25 protein-coding genes are annotated in these 16514 nt (G+C 55.6%); 14 read left to right on the forward strand and 11 right to left on the reverse strand.

The window, feature by feature from the left end; genetic code table 11:
* The first annotated feature begins 107 nt into the window (after positions 1–107).
* On the forward strand, positions 108–2318 hold the full coding sequence (locus tag ACQ4OD_RS17385) for a hypothetical protein (protein WP_430944652.1): 2211 nt from the start codon (positions 108–110) through the stop codon (positions 2316–2318).
* Positions 2319–2512: 194 nt separating this feature from the next.
* Here the strand turns inward: ACQ4OD_RS17385 and ACQ4OD_RS17390 are convergent, their stop codons facing one another.
* The 3 genes from ACQ4OD_RS17390 to ACQ4OD_RS17400 are packed head-to-tail and all read right to left on the reverse strand — an operon-like array spanning position 2513 to position 4233.
* The gene (locus tag ACQ4OD_RS17390; protein ID WP_430944653.1) at positions 2513–3574 is read right to left on the reverse strand and encodes a tyrosine-type recombinase/integrase; all 1062 of its coding nucleotides are present in this window, start codon (positions 3572–3574) and stop codon (positions 2513–2515) included.
* A gap of 1 nt (position 3575) precedes the next feature.
* Positions 3576–3818, reverse strand: a complete 243-nt coding sequence (locus ACQ4OD_RS17395; RefSeq protein ID WP_088852954.1) for a DUF4224 domain-containing protein — start codon at positions 3816–3818, stop codon at positions 3576–3578.
* A 37-nt stretch (positions 3819–3855) separates the two neighbouring features.
* Positions 3856–4233 carry a hypothetical protein gene (locus tag ACQ4OD_RS17400; protein WP_430944654.1) on the reverse strand — a complete coding sequence of 126 codons (378 nt, stop codon included), beginning with the start codon at positions 4231–4233 and terminating at the stop codon, positions 3856–3858.
* A 149-nt stretch (positions 4234–4382) separates the two neighbouring features.
* On the opposite strand from ACQ4OD_RS17400, the gene ACQ4OD_RS17405 reads away from it, so the two are divergent.
* Positions 4383–4628 carry a hypothetical protein gene (locus ACQ4OD_RS17405; RefSeq protein ID WP_430944655.1) on the forward strand — a complete coding sequence of 82 codons (246 nt, stop codon included), beginning with the start codon at positions 4383–4385 and terminating at the stop codon, positions 4626–4628.
* Between the two features lie 846 nt (positions 4629–5474).
* Here ACQ4OD_RS17405 and ACQ4OD_RS17410 read toward each other — a convergent pair.
* Positions 5475–6032 (reverse strand): DUF1003 domain-containing protein, encoded by a 558-nt coding sequence (locus ACQ4OD_RS17410; protein ID WP_139671839.1) that lies wholly within the window; start codon positions 6030–6032, stop codon positions 5475–5477.
* A 158-nt stretch (positions 6033–6190) separates the two neighbouring features.
* Between ACQ4OD_RS17410 and ACQ4OD_RS17415 the strand changes: the two genes are divergently transcribed.
* A complete protein-coding gene (locus tag ACQ4OD_RS17415) occupies positions 6191–6487 on the forward strand; it encodes a hypothetical protein (protein ID WP_139671836.1) in 297 nt (98 codons plus the stop codon).
* Between the two features lie 24 nt (positions 6488–6511).
* Here the strand turns inward: ACQ4OD_RS17415 and ACQ4OD_RS17420 are convergent, their stop codons facing one another.
* Positions 6512–7222 carry a hypothetical protein gene (locus tag ACQ4OD_RS17420; protein WP_430944656.1) on the reverse strand — a complete coding sequence of 237 codons (711 nt, stop codon included), beginning with the start codon at positions 7220–7222 and terminating at the stop codon, positions 6512–6514.
* A 370-nt stretch (positions 7223–7592) separates the two neighbouring features.
* On the opposite strand from ACQ4OD_RS17420, the gene ACQ4OD_RS17425 reads away from it, so the two are divergent.
* A complete protein-coding gene (locus ACQ4OD_RS17425; protein ID WP_430944657.1) occupies positions 7593–7793 on the forward strand; it encodes a hypothetical protein in 201 nt (66 codons plus the stop codon).
* Here ACQ4OD_RS17425 and ACQ4OD_RS17430 read toward each other — a convergent pair whose 3' ends face one another.
* The 6 genes from ACQ4OD_RS17430 to ACQ4OD_RS17455 form a co-directional block, all read right to left on the reverse strand.
* Positions 7794–8099 (reverse strand): hypothetical protein, encoded by a 306-nt coding sequence (locus tag ACQ4OD_RS17430; RefSeq protein WP_430944658.1) that lies wholly within the window; start codon positions 8097–8099, stop codon positions 7794–7796. It abuts the gene before it with no gap.
* 18 nt (positions 8100–8117) lie between these two features.
* Entirely contained in the window at positions 8118–8390 is a 273-nt protein-coding gene (locus ACQ4OD_RS17435) for a hypothetical protein (protein ID WP_430944659.1), read from the reverse strand.
* Positions 8391–8411: 21 nt separating this feature from the next.
* Positions 8412–8795, reverse strand: coding sequence for a helix-turn-helix domain-containing protein (locus ACQ4OD_RS17440; RefSeq protein ID WP_288522442.1), 384 nt, complete (start codon positions 8793–8795; stop codon positions 8412–8414).
* 385 nt (positions 8796–9180) lie between these two features.
* On the reverse strand, positions 9181–9462 hold the full coding sequence (locus tag ACQ4OD_RS17445) for a hypothetical protein (protein WP_430944660.1): 282 nt from the start codon (positions 9460–9462) through the stop codon (positions 9181–9183).
* A 22-nt stretch (positions 9463–9484) separates the two neighbouring features.
* A complete protein-coding gene (locus tag ACQ4OD_RS17450; protein ID WP_430944661.1) occupies positions 9485–9649 on the reverse strand; it encodes a hypothetical protein in 165 nt (54 codons plus the stop codon).
* A gap of 318 nt (positions 9650–9967) precedes the next feature.
* Positions 9968–10666, reverse strand: coding sequence for a S24 family peptidase (locus ACQ4OD_RS17455; protein ID WP_104445283.1), 699 nt, complete (start codon positions 10664–10666; stop codon positions 9968–9970).
* Positions 10667–11260: 594 nt separating this feature from the next.
* Between ACQ4OD_RS17455 and ACQ4OD_RS17460 the strand changes: the two genes are divergently transcribed.
* The 10 genes from ACQ4OD_RS17460 to ACQ4OD_RS17505 form a co-directional block, all read left to right on the forward strand.
* A complete protein-coding gene (locus ACQ4OD_RS17460; protein ID WP_430944669.1) occupies positions 11261–11989 on the forward strand; it encodes a helix-turn-helix domain-containing protein in 729 nt (242 codons plus the stop codon).
* Positions 11986–12669, forward strand: coding sequence for a replication protein P (locus ACQ4OD_RS17465; protein ID WP_430944662.1), 684 nt, complete (start codon positions 11986–11988; stop codon positions 12667–12669). The genes ACQ4OD_RS17460 and ACQ4OD_RS17465 overlap by 4 nt, the downstream gene beginning before the upstream one ends.
* The gene (locus ACQ4OD_RS17470) at positions 12666–12878 is read left to right on the forward strand and encodes a hypothetical protein (protein ID WP_430944663.1); all 213 of its coding nucleotides are present in this window, start codon (positions 12666–12668) and stop codon (positions 12876–12878) included. Before ACQ4OD_RS17465 ends, ACQ4OD_RS17470 begins: the two co-directional genes overlap by 4 nt.
* A complete protein-coding gene (locus ACQ4OD_RS17475) occupies positions 12860–13156 on the forward strand; it encodes a DUF1364 domain-containing protein (RefSeq protein ID WP_430944664.1) in 297 nt (98 codons plus the stop codon). Before ACQ4OD_RS17470 ends, ACQ4OD_RS17475 begins: the two co-directional genes overlap by 19 nt.
* On the forward strand, positions 13153–14454 hold the full coding sequence (locus tag ACQ4OD_RS17480) for a tyrosine-type recombinase/integrase (protein ID WP_430944665.1): 1302 nt from the start codon (positions 13153–13155) through the stop codon (positions 14452–14454). Before ACQ4OD_RS17475 ends, ACQ4OD_RS17480 begins: the two co-directional genes overlap by 4 nt.
* On the forward strand, positions 14451–14768 hold the full coding sequence (locus ACQ4OD_RS17485) for a hypothetical protein (protein ID WP_430944666.1): 318 nt from the start codon (positions 14451–14453) through the stop codon (positions 14766–14768). Before ACQ4OD_RS17480 ends, ACQ4OD_RS17485 begins: the two co-directional genes overlap by 4 nt.
* Positions 14769–14771: 3 nt before the next feature.
* On the forward strand, positions 14772–15155 hold the full coding sequence (locus ACQ4OD_RS17490; protein ID WP_280092689.1) for an antiterminator Q family protein: 384 nt from the start codon (positions 14772–14774) through the stop codon (positions 15153–15155).
* 181 nt (positions 15156–15336) lie between these two features.
* Positions 15337–15702, forward strand: a complete 366-nt coding sequence (locus tag ACQ4OD_RS17495) for a hypothetical protein (protein WP_430944667.1) — start codon at positions 15337–15339, stop codon at positions 15700–15702.
* 135 nt (positions 15703–15837) lie between these two features.
* On the forward strand, positions 15838–16161 hold the full coding sequence (locus tag ACQ4OD_RS17500) for a phage holin, lambda family (protein ID WP_217847495.1): 324 nt from the start codon (positions 15838–15840) through the stop codon (positions 16159–16161).
* A 39-nt stretch (positions 16162–16200) separates the two neighbouring features.
* On the forward strand, positions 16201–16514 hold a 314-nt coding region (locus ACQ4OD_RS17505; protein ID WP_430944668.1), incomplete at its 3' end, for an HNH endonuclease.

Raw genomic sequence — 16514 nt, forward strand, 5'->3', positions numbered from 1 at the left:
TCCTAAGGCCGATTCTACTCGCAGGGTAACGTCAACCATTGATGGCCTTACGATATTAGTTTAGCTTCTGGGCTACCTGAGACCGTCGAACAAAGGGAGATCGACAGATGGATTGGCAGGCACTGGAAAAAAAAGTTCGCTGGCTAGCATCTTCCAAATGGGGAAGAACTGCTGGGCCAAAAATGATCAATGGGATTCATTTTGATTGCGTGCTTGAGATTAATGATCGCCATTGGGTTTTGATTGAGGTTACGAAATCTAATACTCTTTCGAAGTTGCGCGAAGATCTCGCGAAATTCGTTTTAGCTGCTCCTGTTTTGTTGCAGGATCGTATTTATACCGAGTGTTTTTTTATAAGTGCTGATCGGCTGTCTGATGAGCTCAGGCATACGGCTGATAGTAACTATGTAACCGCCTTCACTCCGCAGGAGTTTGAAGGTTATGTGTTTAACTACCAGAGTTATGCTCACTACCGTATAAACAAGGGGTTTGGTAGTGCGGTAGATCCAAAGACTGGTGAGCCAGATCAGCGAAAATATACGTCAGTTACATATCGGTTGGATAAAGATAATTCGCAGATTGGTCTGAAAGACATTGCGGGCATGCTATCCCAAGGGCGGTCTATAATATTGCTGGGTGATTATGGTACCGGCAAGAGTAGATTGGTGAAAGAGCTATTTGAACAGTATAGAGAGAGCTTCAGTAATCAGCTTAGATACATGATCGCAATCGATTTGCGGCATTGTTGGGGAGTAAAGCGCGGTGCAGAGATGGTGCGGCGCCATTTTGACGATCTGGGGATCTCCCAAATGGGGGACGATTTTCTCAAGTTATCCCCTAATGGGAAGATAACTTGGTTGTTTGACGGGTTTGATGAGCTAGGGATAAATAGCTGGTCTTCTGATCAGTCGAAAATCGAAGAATTACGAATGGAAGCACTCGCTCCGTTTCGTGAGTTATCGTCAAGTCGTGGAAGTAATTTTGTCGTTTCGGGTAGGCCGCATTATTTCAATTCTGACAAGGAAATGCTTGCCTGTTTGGGCGTAAGGAAAGAAGAAGTTGTAGTTGTTCATTGCAAGGAAGAATTTACCGAAAACGAGATGAGGAGTTTTTTTGGGGACTCTACTTGGGTGTTCCCAAGTTGGTTGCCAAAACGTCCTTTGATGGCGAGTATATTAGGGGATTCAGGTCAGCGCCAAGATTTTATGGAGAATGAGAGCGATTCTGAGTATAAGTTTTGGTCTATTTTCTTTGAATATTTGTCTGTTAGGGAAGTTGGGATTCAAAGAAGTCTTGATAGCCAGGTTTGGTCAAAAATCTTAACCCAACTGGGGCGAATAGCTAGAACTAAAGCTAATGATTATGGTCCCCTTACGCAGCAGGAAATATCTGATAGTTATAGGCTGGTGGTTGGCAGAGAGCCAGATGCCAACTCGCAACAGGTGTTACAGAGACTTCCTTGTTTAGGTAGGTACGAGGCAGAATCTGATAATCGAGTTTTTGTGGATCCATATATTCTTAATGGGATCAAGGGGGAGGATATATATAACATTGTGGCTGAAGGTGAGCGGGTCACTGATGGCAGCTGGAAGCACCCAACCAATGAATTTGGTATTCGTATTGCTTATAACAAGTTCCTATCTACGCAAAGTGCGTCACTCATTCTTCCTTATCTTCGCATGAGAGCGAAGGCTAATTCGAGCGGAATATTGAATGGTGATATACTGGCGCTTCTACTCGCATCTGAGCATGAGGGGCCAATCAATTGCGTCATTGATAACGCTCACATTGTTGATTTGAATTTGGCTGAGCGCACTATCGGTAGCTTAACGGTCAGAGATTCGTTAATTGACAATCTTCACGTGGGTGGGGAGAGTTTTACAAATGTATCCTTCGAAGGATGTATTATTAAGCGGGTTCATGGGATAGGAAATATTAGCCAAGCTTCAACCTGGTTGCATGAAAGTAATGATATTGATCAGTTTGACGAGCTTACTAACTCAAGCTCAATTCTTCATGCTAATCTGAAGCCTGGTCAAAAAATCCTGCTCATCATCATTCAGAGGCTGTTCTTTCAGCCCGGGTCAGGTAGGAAGGAAAGAGCTCTGTTCAGGGGGCTGGGCGAGTTTAAAAGCGATAAGATAATCAGGGCTTTGTTGAGAGAAATGCTTCACGATGATCTTATTGAAGAAAAGCAAGGTGATGAGGGTGCGCTTTATATACCTAATCGAAAGCACTCGCGACGCATGGCTGAGATAAAGAATTCTCAATTATCGTCGAATGATCCTTTGTGGCTAACTGCGTCATCATTTGACTGATCTGGTAGGCCGAAACCTCAAGCTCCGGCGCAGGCAAGAATGCTAAGAGGTGAATTAGCACACTTCCCATTGTGCAATTGCAAGCTCGTCTGCCCGGTGCTTCAATAATTTTTATTTGCTAGGCTATATATCGATATCGCTCTATTTTGGCGTTCGATTTCTAGGCCTAGAGCATTTGTCTATTGAGGTGGTGTTTATTTAGTGGGTTTCGCAAGGGCGCCAATTCGGCGATAAACTCGTTCAGTAATGTCGCTTTTAGTATGTCCGAGTAATACGCTGGCATGGTCAATATCGATAATTTCTGAGGCCGCTTTGGGGCGAATGTCGCGGAACTGGAACTGGCCGATCCGTCCTGCCAGCAACTGGTCACCGGCTGTGACTGTTTCCTTTACCGCTTCATACCTAGCGTCATCCCAACGATGACGAAGCATGGATGCACTGACCCGTTTCCCTGTCTCAGTCAGCAGCAGGTACGGTGACCCGTGTGCTGCGTTGCGCTCCATTATCTTCTTGATTAGGGCGCCCAAGCTGCTTTCCACGCCATCCACTTCCAGCATGATCCGCAGCTTCTTGTTGGTCTTCTTTTGCTTCACGACGAGAGCATTGCCCTCGATGTCGTCCCGCCTCATCAGCAGTACGTCCGCTGGGCGCTGGCCTGTCAGATACGCCAGGTCCATGGCGTCCTTCAGCTCACCTACTGCTTTTGCATAAACCGCATTCCAGATCGCATCGTTCGCGTAGAAATCCCGCGGCACTTCCTTGTTCTTACGCACGCCCTGGCACGGGTTTTCCTTTGTCGTCAGGCCCCATTCTCGGGCGATGTTGAAGATATGCGATAGGGTGGCGATTTCACGATTCGCCCTGACTTGTGCTGTCCTGGCGTCGCGATATTTCGCGACATGAGCCGGCGTGATGCCGTCGATGGGGGCTTTTTCGAAGTAGTTGCGCAACTGACGTATCTCCGCCAGGTTGTCCTTCTGTGTGCGTGGTGCCTTCTTCGGGATGATGTCGCGCTCGTAGCGGTCGAAGATCGCGCCCATGGTTACCAAATCTCTAGGCTTCTGTTTCGCTTCGAGCTCAGCCCACTTCAATCGGGCCAGGTTCAAATCGGTGCCCAGCGGTATGGGCTTGCCCGACTTGTCCAGGTAGAAGTAGCTGATCCATTCCTTGCCAGGGTTTTTCTTGCTCTTACTAGTGCGCTTACGCCGGTACATGCCGGGCGGCAGGTCACGGTTCTCAGTCTTCCTTGGGCGCATTTCACCTCACCTTCGAAATATCAGGTGTCCACGCAGGGACTACAGGTGGTGGTGACGCCGTTGGCATTACTCCAAGGCTCATGCCCAGTTTCATACGAACGTAATGGCGGCCAACCAGTGGGCGCCCGCTGCGGGTTTCAACGAATACCCAGCCACGTTCCTCTAGCCAGCGACGCTGATATCCCCTGGCCTTATAGCCAGTCAGCTCGGCTAGCTCTTCGTCCGAAAGAATCTCGGTTTGCATGTGATGGTCTCCACGCCGCCGGTGGCGGCAGGTTGTGTCAGGCCGTAGCCTGGGCGATGGTCTGCTCGAAGCGCGACGCCAGTTCGGCGTTTACCTCGGCCTTGGCCAGGCTGTCGGTGGTGGCCTTGGCGCGGTGCAGGGTTTCGTACTTGCGCAGCTGGGCGGCCGCCTCAACCAAGTCGGCCAGGAGGTTCGGTGCCTGGGCGATCAGCCGGGCATTCGCTCTGCGCACATCCAAGGCGAGCTCAACAAGCCCAACCTCGGTGAATGTCATTGCATCGCCACAGTCGGCGATCATCCAACCGTCAGTTGGGAGTGCTTTCACGCCGTCGCCGCTGTCGGCACCCAGGCCGGTGAAAACCTCGGTCTCGTTCAGGGCTTCCCAGGGGCCTGGGGTGTGCTTGTATTTCGTCATGGCAATAGCTCTCCATGCCCGCGCATATCGGCAGGCTTGAATTGTTGAGGGGAGGGAGAAAAGCGCGATGCTTCGTTGTCAACATGGCGTAGTGCCACTCATCCTTGATGTGGTGGTCACTTTTTGCGTTACGCGTTTAGGGGCTAAAAATGCCTAATTCAGATCAAAAATACCGTGCGTACCAGCTGCTACGACAGCTGGACACCGCAACATCTTCAATCATGAATCAAGTCGCTTACGGCCAGATCGGCGGCCCCCTGTGGGGGGAGGCCCTGCTGGTCCAGCAGAAGGCGTTTGACGACTGGGCAGATTATGCGAAGACGCTGGCCACGCTTGATATTCTGGCATGCAGTGCTCCGCCATCCGGGGATCACAAAGACCAAAGCGAGGCTTAAGCCATGCTTGGCCAAGTCGTTACCTCTGAATATCGGTGACCTAGGTGATGAGATGCATCACCTCTAGGGGGCTGCTGGACTGCTCCTAGCCATGCAAATTTAGAGCTCATATCCATCATTCCAGAACGCGGAGCTTGCCGCTGCCTCGGGTTCGTTCGGGCGAGCTGGCGCTCGTTGCCGGCCTGCAGCTGGCTGTCTGGGATGCAGCTGATGCCGATCTGTCTGCCGCTGGCGTGCACAGCCAGGATGTCGAAGCCTGCAGCCTCGGGGTAGCAAGTCCAATCGGCCTGCTTATTCATCGACTGGATGAAGGCCGCACACAGCTCGACCTCCGTCTTGATCGGTGTCCTTTCGAGCATGACGATTCCTTGGCCGCCATATCGCGGCAGTGAATAGAGGCTAAGGCGAGTTTGTCGATAGCGAAACGGTCCAGGCCAACCGTCCAGTGGTGCTGTGCGCTAATGATTTGTGTGCCTTACTAAGTTCTCAATAGTAAAGGACAACCAGAATGAGAGCTCGAGGCCCCACGTACTGGTGCTGGGCAAACTCAGCGCTACATTCTCGATGTCATGCCGAGGCCTATGCCGACGGCGTAAGCATTGACGTTGAGGTCCGGCTCTCCACCAAGGGCGTTACGCAACTGTTCATCGGTGTTTACGCCTCGGAGGGCATACCATTGCTGGAGGAGGTTTACGATACTCGCTCTGAAGAGACGATGACCCAGGCACTTGCCTGGGGAGTGTTTCGTGCCCGAACTACAGCCGCTCTGCGCTCCCCGCTTGTGTGCCGCCTACGGGACCAGCGATAGAAGAGAGATAGGTTGCTGCGAAAAGAGTATGTATGTACTCATTCTCGGGATGTTCTTCCTGATGAAGCAAGTAAGTGTGAGTGGATCTGTAAAGTAAGGACTTCGATTCGCTCACTCATCTGCTTTGTTACCTCCGTGAGGTGTGTATTTTGCTCCAACAACTGCAGAAGCTGCTTGCTGTGTAGCTCTGCGTCCTGCTGCCGTCTTTGATTGTCCATGGCAATCGCCTCTCGATGTCTTGCATCTGCATCGGAAGTTGCTTTGTCACGGTCGGCTTGGCGAGTTTGCGCCAGAAGAATTAGAGGTGCCGCGTAGGCCGCCTGCAGACTGAACGCTAGATTCAATAGAATGAAGGGGTAGGGATCGAACGCTGACAGCCCCGATAAGCTGATCCCCATCCAAATAAGAACAACTAGTGACTGGGACCCCAGAAAAAATGGTGTACCAAAGAAACGGGCGAAAGCTTCGGCTTTTCGGGCAAATGCATCGTTACCAAAGGGGTGGTGCATATGTTCATGGGCGCGATGAAACCTGAGATGGTCGACGTCTTCAGGAGTTTCATGAGGTTTAGACTGCTCAGAGGTTAACGGGTCCATCTGCTGGCTCCGCGGTGGTTTCTCATGTCCAGTTTAGACTAGCCCGCCAGCGCTCCCCGCAGACGCAGCCGTCATCGTTGAATAGGGGAAGGCGCTGGCGGGCAGCGTCGAATTGAGCTATTGCTTCGAGTTCTGTCAGTCCATTCAAGGAGTGTGAGATGAAGCGATTAGTGTTGGGGGCATTGTTGGTGGTGTCTGGCGCGGCCCAGGCTGGTATTCCGCTGGTGAACGCCACATGCCCAGGAAACATCGAAGTGCATGCCGACAAGGGCGGTCCGATCTACATCAATGGCAAGGAAGGGAAGCTGAAGAAGTTCAACGACAACTACTTCGAAGCCAAGGGCAGCGACGTGACCATCTCGCTGTCGATCAACCCGGACGGCTCGCCAGATGTGTCGTATACCGGTAAGAACCGAGCCAATGGGGTCTGCCAGGTAAAAGGGGCAGACTCCTAAAGCGCTGCTGGCAGCGTAGTAGGGTCAGTCGTAGGCTTCTTCGCTGTAGCGGATGTCGCCGACGTACACCTGCTCGTATTCCACCTTGGTGCCACCCGTGTAGAGGTTCTGCACCAGGGCCTCGGCACCGTAGGCGCTGCCAAGAATCAGCGACTTCTTCATGTCGGTCTCGCCAACACGCAGGGAGTAACATTCACCTTCACCGGTGAACGCCATCTGCACCTGGCAGGAATACTTGTCCACCCCTTCGTTGGCATCAGCATAGAGGTGCCAGTATTCGGAAGTGGACGAGTAGCCCGTGCCTTTCTCGACAATGAAAGTCGGCGCCTCGCTGCCGTGCTTGTCACGAAGGTGGCTGTCTTCGAAGGCCCTGGTCAGTTGGTCGATCTGTTCCGAGAGTTTGATGCGAGCTGGCAGTGGCTCAAGCACCTTGGCGAGCTTTTCCGTAATGGTCTGGCGTAGCGCCTGTTCCTGGTAGTCATTGATCATCGCGGAGACGGTCTTGAGCACCAGATCCCCGTAGCGGCCCAGGCCCGTAATCTTCGTAGGCATGGCGCCCGCCAGGCTCTCTTCCAGCAGCTTCTTGAACGGCGAGTTCCAGTTGAATTGCTCTTGGATCGCGCTTGTGACCGCGCTTTCAACGTTCTTGTCGATGATGGGCTGCAGCTTTTCCGGGCTCAGGGCGGCGGCTACCGAATCGGCTACGATCCCTTCGATGTTGATGTCGAGTTGCATGGTGCGTCTCCAAGGCATGCGCCGCCCTCCGTGCTGGTGGCGGCATGGTGGCAATTTGGGGTGGGATGGGGTAAGAAGACGGTTCGATTAACTTCTCATGCGAGACAGGGATGACAATCCACGTAGAAGAGCAGGAGCTTCAAGGGCTCGACCTTTCGGTATTCCATGAAATTCGTCTGATCAGCTATCCAGAAGATAGCGTTGGCATTCTCACGCTCTCGTGGCCATCGCCCGGGAACCTCGAGCGGAACATGCTTCGCGTCTTGGTACGTAAGCCGGAGGATCCTGAAACACTTTCTCGGTTCGCAAGCCTTATCGTTTCGCTAAGAAAGAAAGGTCGACTCTGAGAACACATCAAAAGGAGTGGTAAATGAGCCAGCAACAAGCGCAATTGGATGCTCTTGAGCACCTGCTTATGGCAATACTGAAAACAAGCAAGTCGACATTTCCAACGCATCTAATGTTTGAAACTGCAAGCTCCAGTATTGCAGGTAGCGATGGGCCGCCCGGCACGGATGAAAAGACTGCTGCCCGCAAGTACCTTGAGCACCTGAAGCTGCAGGTGAAGTAATCAGCCATCAGCGGTGATCCGGAGCGCCTCGCGCGCCCGGAAATTCTCAAGCTTCCGCGCCACAGTCGGTGACACCGTGATTTCGTGGCGCGGAGGCGTGAGCAGCGGCAGCGCGCCGCCCGGGCCCAGCCCATGTAGATGATGAATCATCAGCTTCATTGCCTCGCCCTGTTCCTCGATTCCGGCCCACTCCATCAGTTCCAGCAGGGCCTGTTTAGTCCCTGGTCGAACCTTCAAGCGCAGATCTTCTTTCTGGTGCCTTGCTGACTTCTCGCGCCGGCGCCGGTCGCGTTCTGCCTGGTCCATCGCCGTATGGCACCTCTGTTAACCAGCAGGGTGAGAAATGCTGGTTCGCTTGCCTGCTTCCATTGCCTCAATAAGGCGCATGGCCGCACGGTGGCTAAAGCAGAATCTCTTGGTCTTGCCGGTGGCAATTTCGATGATGTGCCAGGCCTTGCCCTTGGCGACTGCCTGGAACAAAGATTCGGGAACTGGGGCAGGGCGGCCAATCAACTCATAGAACTCGGCAGTAGCCATGAGGGAGCGTGCACGCAGGGCGGCCAGGCCGTCCACGCGCTGTTGCATGGTGTGGTGCATGGGATGATCCTCTGATGGGATTCAGGCGTAGTGTTCGAAGGCCTCGGCCTTGCGCACGATTCGAATCTGGGCAGTACGACGCTCGGGCGCTCTACGGTCGCGGCGTAACGGGTCGCTGTCATCGATGACCGCATGCATAGCGATAAGGCCGGCGAGTGCGATACATAGTGGGCTGATGATCTGCCGTCGCATTGCTTCAGCCACGGCGGCTGCTCGACGCGCTACGCCGAGCTTGAACATGGCGTTCTCGATGCGGTTGGCCACTGTGCCCGGAGTGATCTGCATCTGCTGGGCGATCTGTTTGGCGGTCATGCCCTGGGCGACGCCAAGCAGCGCCTCCAGCTCGCGGGGAGCCAGCCCTTTGCCAAGGTGGCCTGTCCATGTGCCGCAGGTGATCGTTTCCATGAGTGGTCCTTGATGGGCTGTATTGGAGAGCCTATCCCGCCTGTCTCCCTGAACATGTTGATGTAGGGTCGGGAAGGGCTCTCCGATGCAGCCTGGTGCTGGGGAAGACCAGGTGATCGGGCCAGTCTGTTCCTGGCAGTCAAGGGAAGGGAGCCGGTCAGCCCCGGCTGCTCACCACTGCCCAGGTGACGGGCTTTGCGGTAGGCTGAGCGCTCTCACACAACACAGCCTGCAAAGGAGGGCGAATCGCATATGCGTAGATACAAACTGGAGTATCTGTACGACTCTGATGACTCTTGTCCGGAGTACTACGAGAGTGATGAGGACATCAAAGTGGGAGATGCCATTTACGTTGAAAACGGCATGTGGCATGGCATCACGGACATTAGGATCGTTCAGAAAGATATTCAGCTAACTCTTTCGCAATCTGAGCAGTCCGCTGCGGATGCAAAGCTTGTAATGAAGCAGCTATTGAGTTACTGAGCACCACCGTTGCGTATTTGAGGCAGCGCTGTTTATCGATTTCCAGGCTGGGATGCATTAGCGAAAGCTTTGTTCTCAGCCCTGGGCTGCCTTGGCAGGCCAAGGTCATCAGTGCAGCTTCGATTCTTCCCTCTAGCGAAGGTGCCGGAATAGAGAAACTGCTTAACGACTTTCGGTCATTCATTCTTCACCCCACTCATAGCAGCCTAACGCAATGCTTCGAGACCGAAGTGGACTTCAGCTTGTTTTGCCGTCAGCCATGCCTTCGCAGTTTTCAGGCGATTTTCAAGTTCTTCTACTACCATGACGGCTTTCTGTTCGTCAGCGCAGCTATTGCGCAAACTGGTCATCAATGCGTTATCGGTACTCATAGGGCCTCTCATAAGATGATTTCCTATCTGGCCCTCAACGTCGAAGGCCAGTCAGTGAAATCTAATGAATCCTCCAGCCGCGGCGCTTGCCCGCTGGAAAACTGATTTGGCGCTTTACGCTGCACGCCCAGGGCAGTTGCCACCCCTCTGAACAGTTGAGGCCTGTCCATCGCTGCCTTCGTTGCTGGCCGATGTCGATCCGGCGATGAAGTAAAGTTACCTTTGGGTAACATATTTGGTCAATACCTATAGGTAATCTTTTTTGAGGCGGGCGAAAAAAAGCCCGCGATGGCGGGCTTCGATTGGGGTAGGGGTAGGCTAAAGAAGCACTGAGTACCAGAACACTCGGCCAATCACTAGGATCTGCTTGGAGACAAGCTCTTCCGCCGAATACTCCTCATCTGGGTGTTCGTCGCGGTTATAGCTACGTAGGCGTACCCCACCACCTGGCAGGCGGTATAGCGTTTTCACGCGCAATTGGCCGCCGTGATTTATGGCGTACATCTTGCCGTCTACCACTGCGGTTCTGCCTTGATCTACTCCTACGGTGCTCCCATCTGGAAGGACTGGCTCCATGCTGTTCCCGCTTACGGTCACGCATACGGCATCGCTCGGCTGAACGCCTTGCCGGCGGAGGGTTAGCTTGCCGAAGCGAAGCTTACGGCCGCTAGCCTGTTCCACTGCAGTGCGGCCCCGGCCTGCGGAAAGCTCTACTTCCTTGAGAAACGGCACATAGACCTCGTCGTCAGCCAGCGGCGTGTTGTCGTCCCAGACGTCAAATGAGCCGACGACCTCGGCATTCGCCTGAATTTCTGTCACGCCTTTAGCAGATAGCCCTGGTTGATCCATCGCATAGCGAGGGAGGCCGAGGGTTTCCTCGATCTCGCGGGCAAGGTCTTCCCCGATCTTCTTTGCGCCTGCGCTATCAGGGCGTGCGAGGCACCGGGAAATGTAGTTCGCACTTTTCCCTAGGGCGTCAGCGATACGGGCCTGCTTGCCTTCGAAGCGCGAGTTCATGAGGAGCCGCAAATTATCGCGGCGGGTATCTGAGATTTCCATTGAGCAATGATCTGAAAACGTTACCAAAAGGTAAATTCCCTGTAGGTATTGTTTAATCATTACCTGTCGGTAATAATTTGGCGGACCATGATGGAGGCCCGGACATGCGGACCAGAAACAACGGGCTGCTGGAGTGGCTCAAAACGGCGACTGATGACCAGATCGCACAAACGGGAACGTCTCGGGCATACCTGAGGCTGGTTGCTTATGGACATAAGTCCGCTTCAGCAGAGATGTCTGCTAAGACCGAGCTAGCTAGTGCTGGAGCGGTGACTAGGCGGCAGCTCCGCCCCAGTGATTGGCATGTGATTTGGCCTGAGCTGATGGCCTGACACGGGAATTTTGCATTGTCGGGTCATGAGCCACTAGATGACCAATACACCTGCTGATTCATCCAGTACTCGAATCGCAGGCATAAAAAAACCGGGTGGCAGCCCGGCTTTCTCTACTACTTCAAACGGGACTAATTATGCATCTCTCCCATGATGCGCGCAATGCTGCGCCTGTCGCTCTATGTCTATCGCAATGGTGGCAAGCGTGAGCGTACAAGCTATGACCTGGGCACTCGCCATTCCCAAAGCTGCACTTGAGAATCCTGCAGCCCGTCATGTCCTGCTCTGCCTCGCCAACTACGCAGGCAGCGATGGAAGAGGGGCTTTCCCTTCTACCGGGACTCTCTCTGACGACACCGGCCTTTCTGAGCGAACAGTGCGGTTGAAGCTAGATGAGCTCGCCCAGGCCGGTTGGATCGCTGAGGGCAACCAGGCAATTGCTGCCGCCCATATCGATCGCCGCGACCGTCGCCCCGTCGTTTACGACCTACTGATTAAGCGGGGTGCATCTGCTGCACCTCGTCCTGAACGGGGTGCAGGAAACCGCACGGGGTGCAGCTCACAGCAGAACGGGGTGCAGCTCACGACCGAACGGGGTGCAGGAGCTGCACCCAATCCGTCATTGAACCAATCTACTCTCTCTCAGCGCGAGCCGTTCGCAATGTCCCTTGACTGGGAACCGAATCCGGAACTGCTTAAAGCCTATGCCCGGCGTGCAGGCCTGACCCTAGATCAATTCAACGCGGTTGCCATTTCCGGCTTTGTGCTCCACCACGATGCCAAGGGCCTGGTCCAAACCGAAAAGCAGTGGCTGGCCGCCCTGGTCAGTTGGGTGAAGTCCGATCTCGCCCGTGCTGCGCGCTCGCCCGTTGCTCGCACCGGCGGATCGCAGCGCTCCAGCTTCGATGACGATGACACATCGTGGATCGGGGAAGGGGTCGGTCAATGAATCAGGTTGCAACCGTGGCCCATGGCTTGTGGGCAAAGGTCCAGGCTGGCCAATACGTCCCCTCGGATTATTCGCTGCCTGCCGACGTGAAGGCCGAGCTCAATCGCAAAACTGCGGCGGTGATCAACGACCTGTTCCGCGATCTGCGCACGATCTGCAGCGCCTGGAAGCAGGCATGGCCGGATGAAGCGACGTACAAGGCGGCCAAGCAGCAGTGGCTAACCGCGTTTCTCGAGGCTGGCATCAACACCCCGGAGCAACTGCAGTTCGGTTTGATGCGCTGCCGGCAATCCGGCCGCGAATTCATCCCGGCGCCCGGGAAGTTTATCGAGTGGTGCCAGCCTTCGCCGGAAATGCTGGGTCTTCCCCCGCTGGCTGTTGCCTTCCGTGAGGCTTGCCGTAACGCGCATCCCGCCATGGCAGGGAAGGGCAAGTGGACCCATGACGCGGTCTGGCACGCCGCCAAGGAAAGTGGTTTCGAGAACCTGAACAAGCTGGCTACCGATGTGAGCGCCAAGCTTTTCGAGCGCAACTACACGATTGCCGTTCGGCGCCTGGTCGCAGGTGAGCCGCTCCAGAGAATGCCGCTGGCTCTCCCTGCGGAGGTGCCAGGCCAGCGCACGCCAAAAGTGGGGAATGAAGCCCTGGCGGCGATCCGATCCAGGATGCTCGGCCGATGATCGAGCTTCCCGCACCTGACCTCACCGAATACCGATACGCGCTGTACTGCCGCTCCGACCTGCTCGGGCTCTCCAGTACCTCGCATCCACCCATTGCGCTCTACCGCGACGAAGACGCGGCCATCGTTCATGGCCAACTCATGTGGCCGAGCGCTTACACCGTCATTGACCTTCATGGAGACGACAGCCCATGCGGCAATCGAAACTGACCAAGGCTGCACGCGGCCGGGAGTGCCAAGTGCGCATCCCTGAGGTGTGCAACGGCAATCCAGAAACTACGGTGCTTGCGCATTACCGTATGGCGGGCACCTGCGGCGTGGGCTTTAAGCCACACGACATGCAGGGCGCTTGGGCGTGCAGCGCCTGCCATGATGTCTGTGATGGCCGTCGCCGCGATATCGACCGCGATACAGCGCGGCAGTACCACGCCGAGGGAGTGATGCGCACCCAAGCCGCCTTGCTCCATGAGGGGGTGCTGATCGCATGAGCGCGACCCGGGAAGTGAAGTTCAGCGAGGCCGAAGTTCGCCGGCAGGCTGCCGACAAGGCCGTACGCGACCTGCGCGACCCTCGTCACCCTGGCCTGTACCTGCGGTTCTGGATCACTCGCGAACGTGGCACGTGGCACCTGGTGCGCGGTAGGAAGTGGGTGCCGGTCGCACGTTGGCCCGACTTGGGCGTTGCAGCGGTGATTGCCGAACTGCCCGCGCTGCGTCGGCGCCTGCTGCGAGATCCGGCAACCGCGCCCGTGGCGTCCGGCATGGGTACCGTGGGCCAACTGCTGGACTGGTACGGCGACCGGATGGCCCGTGATCGCTCGTTGTCGGCGAAGCGCAAGGCAGGCGCACGGTCTGCAATCGCTCAGCACCTGAAACCGCGACTGGCGGATCTGGCCCTTACGGACGTGAGTGCCGACTCTCTCGACAAGCAACTGATGTGGCCGGCTCAGGCCGATGTGTCGCTTTCGTATCTGCGGCAGATGTTCGCCCTGTTGCTGACCGCCTTCCGCCAGGCCTTGAAGCTGGGCCTGATCGACGGGAACCCCATGGCTGGGATGCGCTTCAATGACTTCACCAAGGCCAAGATCCTGCCGAAGGCGGCGCGCCTGCGTGACGTGCAGCTACCCGAGCTGATGCAGCAACTGGCTCACGCCTTCGATGCGACCCCTGGCGATGCGCTGTTGGCCCTGATGATGCTGGCCCACGGCACCCGAATCGGCGAGACCCGCATGGCGCGGTGGGCTGATGTCTCGTTGGCGGCGGCCGAGTGGTTCATTCCAGCGGCGAGCACCAAGACTCGCACCGAGCACCGCTTGCCTCTGACCGCCCAACTGCAAGCACTGCTGACCCGGTACAGGGCGATTCAGCAGGCTCAGGGTTACCAGGGTGCCTTCCTGTTCCCGAATCGACGCGGGCTGCCGCTCAGCGAGACGCAGGCCAGTGCCGTCTTCACCCGGTTGGGGCAGGGCGCCTGGACCAGTCACGACCTACGCAAGGTGTCCCGCAGCACATGGACCGACCTCGGCATCGACGGCCACATCGGCGAGATGCTGCTGAATCACTCGCTGGGCAAGATCGCCAGCACCTACATCCACACCCAGGCCATGCAGCAGCGCCGGGCAGCCCTGGAGAAGTGGCACGCCTGGTTAGACGGCATTGGCTTCGGTGCCATTCACGGCCTTACAGAGGCCTTATCCGAGATTTCTCATAACGGCGCGCAGCCCGCTAATGGCGTGGCTTCGAGCGACCTTACCGAATTTGTTACTAGCGAGGATTCGAAAGCATGAAAAAGAGCCACGGACCGGCACTGAAGAAGCCGGCGATTGAGCTGGCTCAATGCCCGGAGTGCTTCGGGAAAGCACTTATCAAGGGCTTGTTTTATGAGCTGTCGTGCGAACGCTGCAATGCCTCGGGCTGGGTAACAGCTGCAACTGGCGAGGCCCTGGCCCAAGATGATCTGGTGACCCAGCTCAGCATGAGGCTGCAGGCCGCGACACGGCAGATCGAGCAATTGAAGATGCTCCGGGCGACTGGCCCGGAAGCGTTGTATCAGGAAGGCAACCGGCTGGGCGCCGGCGGCACCAACTACACCGGGGACTGAAGGATGAACACAAGAAAGCCGCTGCACCGCCCATTAGGCGATACCGAGTACATGTTGGAACAGTGGGGCTGGTGGCGGATGGATGGAATGGGGGTTCCGGGCTATACGTCGCCTGCTTTCGCGCTGATGCGCGATCATCTTCCATCGGCCTCTAAGCCGTATGCGCTTATCGATGAGCTTGCCATGGCCGTAGATGGAGCCGTGGCCAGGCTCTGCCGGCGTGACCAGATGATGGGCGACATGATTTGGTTGTATTACGGTGCGAAATGGCCCGCGGTGCGGGTAGGGCGCCACTATGGTGTCAGTGAAATGAAGGCGCGAGAGCTGATCAAGGCCGGTGTGGCCTGGGTTGACTGTGTCCTGGAAGACCTTAGAGATGCCGCTTAACAAAAGGAGTTGTCCATATGGAATAGCTCTGTTTTCATAGCAGCGTGTCCGGCTTGCAAGCAACGCGACACAGTGGGAGCCCTGGCCATTCGCCGGGGCTTTTTTCGTGATGGCTATTGGCTTGCACGGCATGAGCTGACTGAATAGAGTAGCGACCCATTTAACGTTTGAGAGGGATCTTATGCGGTCGCTGTTTGAAAAGACGTTCGGCGGATTAACCCGTAGCTGCTACATTCGCCATGCTTTCTTTGGTGCCCTTGTTGCCATGTTCCTTGCCGTACTGGTAGCTAACACTCCACACGGAATTTTGGGTAAGCCAGGCTTCATCCCGTTTGTTGTCATCAATACATTGCTGTACCCCTACGCAAGATTCGTTTACGAAGGCGTGATCGAGTACATAGTTGGCCGTAACGTCTTCGCTGGACCTGCATTGCCGATGATGGCGGTGAAGTGCTTTACAATCGCGATGTGCTGGACATTCTCTCTATTCATCGCACCCATCGGTCTGGCCTATCTGTACTGGTATCACAGCCGTGCCACTCGCTGATAACTAACAAAACTGGGGCATCAACAGATTCGCGCCCCATGCAATAGGGATACTTGAACTAGTCCCTACCTACCCCGAAGGCTCGCCACATAGGCGGGCCTTTTTCATTTGCACTCCCAATCGGGAGGAATCGAGATGGCCCATATGCCTGAGAAAGACCCTGGCCTCTGGGCCGCGGTACTCGCTTGGCTGGCAGCCCACCAGCCACAACTCTCCACGGGTGGCATAGCCGCTGCCGTGGCGATGTTTCGAGTCATTTATGGAGGCGGCCGAGGTCGCAAGGTCCTACTTGAAGGGGCCATTTGCGGGCTGATTGCAGTGAGCCTGCTCCCTGTACTGGAGTACTTCGCGCTCCCTGCCAATCTATCCGTCTTCGCAGGCTGCATGGTTGGCTTCATGGGAGTGGACAAGCTTCGTGAGTATTCCGACCGCTTCATGGGAAAGAAGGTGGAGGGCTGATCTATGCCGCCCAAGGCTAAGCGCCCTTGTCGAGTACCTATGTGTCCCGGCAAGACAAGTGACAGCCATGGTTACTGCAGCGCGCATGCCTCGCTCGCGATTGGTTGGAGCAACCCGCGCCGTGGCACTGCTGAGCAGCGGGGCTATGACTGGGCATGGCGCAAGCTTGCCAAGGCAGTACTAAAACGTGATCGCTATCTGTGCCAGTGCCAAGACTGCAATGGTCGACGACTACCGGCAACAGAGGTTGACCACCGCATACCGAAGTTTGAAGGGGGAACGAATGACCCATCCAACCTGTTTGCCATTAATGAAAACTGCCACAAGTTCAAAACGGCGGCAGAGTCGGCACG

The sequence above is a fragment of the Pseudomonas sp. WC1 genome (genome assembly GCF_050586565.1).
Lineage (GTDB): Bacteria > Pseudomonadota > Gammaproteobacteria > Pseudomonadales > Pseudomonadaceae > Aquipseudomonas.

Excerpts from the sequence above, each read along its gene's own strand:
- ACQ4OD_RS17385 (WP_430944652.1), top strand. The coding sequence starts at position 108 with ATGGATTGGCAGGCACTGGAAAAAAAAGTTCGCTGGCTAGCATCTTCC.
- ACQ4OD_RS17390 (WP_430944653.1), bottom strand. The coding sequence starts at position 3,574 with ATGCGCCCAAGGAAGACTGAGAACCGTGACCTGCCGCCCGGCATGTAC.
- ACQ4OD_RS17395 (WP_088852954.1), bottom strand. The coding sequence starts at position 3,818 with ATGCAAACCGAGATTCTTTCGGACGAAGAGCTAGCCGAGCTGACTGGC.
- ACQ4OD_RS17400 (WP_430944654.1), bottom strand. The coding sequence starts at position 4,233 with ATGACGAAATACAAGCACACCCCAGGCCCCTGGGAAGCCCTGAACGAG.
- ACQ4OD_RS17405 (WP_430944655.1), top strand. The coding sequence starts at position 4,383 with ATGCCTAATTCAGATCAAAAATACCGTGCGTACCAGCTGCTACGACAG.
- ACQ4OD_RS17410 (WP_139671839.1), bottom strand. The coding sequence starts at position 6,032 with ATGGACCCGTTAACCTCTGAGCAGTCTAAACCTCATGAAACTCCTGAA.
- ACQ4OD_RS17415 (WP_139671836.1), top strand. The coding sequence starts at position 6,191 with ATGAAGCGATTAGTGTTGGGGGCATTGTTGGTGGTGTCTGGCGCGGCC.
- ACQ4OD_RS17420 (WP_430944656.1), bottom strand. The coding sequence starts at position 7,222 with ATGCAACTCGACATCAACATCGAAGGGATCGTAGCCGATTCGGTAGCC.
- ACQ4OD_RS17425 (WP_430944657.1), top strand. The coding sequence starts at position 7,593 with ATGAGCCAGCAACAAGCGCAATTGGATGCTCTTGAGCACCTGCTTATG.
- ACQ4OD_RS17430 (WP_430944658.1), bottom strand. The coding sequence starts at position 8,099 with ATGGACCAGGCAGAACGCGACCGGCGCCGGCGCGAGAAGTCAGCAAGG.
- ACQ4OD_RS17435 (WP_430944659.1), bottom strand. The coding sequence starts at position 8,390 with ATGCACCACACCATGCAACAGCGCGTGGACGGCCTGGCCGCCCTGCGT.
- ACQ4OD_RS17440 (WP_288522442.1), bottom strand. The coding sequence starts at position 8,795 with ATGGAAACGATCACCTGCGGCACATGGACAGGCCACCTTGGCAAAGGG.
- ACQ4OD_RS17445 (WP_430944660.1), bottom strand. The coding sequence starts at position 9,462 with ATGAATGACCGAAAGTCGTTAAGCAGTTTCTCTATTCCGGCACCTTCG.
- ACQ4OD_RS17450 (WP_430944661.1), bottom strand. The coding sequence starts at position 9,649 with ATGAGTACCGATAACGCATTGATGACCAGTTTGCGCAATAGCTGCGCT.
- ACQ4OD_RS17455 (WP_104445283.1), bottom strand. The coding sequence starts at position 10,666 with ATGAACTCGCGCTTCGAAGGCAAGCAGGCCCGTATCGCTGACGCCCTA.
- ACQ4OD_RS17460 (WP_430944669.1), top strand. The coding sequence starts at position 11,261 with ATGACCTGGGCACTCGCCATTCCCAAAGCTGCACTTGAGAATCCTGCA.
- ACQ4OD_RS17465 (WP_430944662.1), top strand. The coding sequence starts at position 11,986 with ATGAATCAGGTTGCAACCGTGGCCCATGGCTTGTGGGCAAAGGTCCAG.
- ACQ4OD_RS17470 (WP_430944663.1), top strand. The coding sequence starts at position 12,666 with ATGATCGAGCTTCCCGCACCTGACCTCACCGAATACCGATACGCGCTG.
- ACQ4OD_RS17475 (WP_430944664.1), top strand. The coding sequence starts at position 12,860 with ATGCGGCAATCGAAACTGACCAAGGCTGCACGCGGCCGGGAGTGCCAA.
- ACQ4OD_RS17480 (WP_430944665.1), top strand. The coding sequence starts at position 13,153 with ATGAGCGCGACCCGGGAAGTGAAGTTCAGCGAGGCCGAAGTTCGCCGG.
- ACQ4OD_RS17485 (WP_430944666.1), top strand. The coding sequence starts at position 14,451 with ATGAAAAAGAGCCACGGACCGGCACTGAAGAAGCCGGCGATTGAGCTG.
- ACQ4OD_RS17490 (WP_280092689.1), top strand. The coding sequence starts at position 14,772 with ATGAACACAAGAAAGCCGCTGCACCGCCCATTAGGCGATACCGAGTAC.
- ACQ4OD_RS17495 (WP_430944667.1), top strand. The coding sequence starts at position 15,337 with ATGCGGTCGCTGTTTGAAAAGACGTTCGGCGGATTAACCCGTAGCTGC.
- ACQ4OD_RS17500 (WP_217847495.1), top strand. The coding sequence starts at position 15,838 with ATGGCCCATATGCCTGAGAAAGACCCTGGCCTCTGGGCCGCGGTACTC.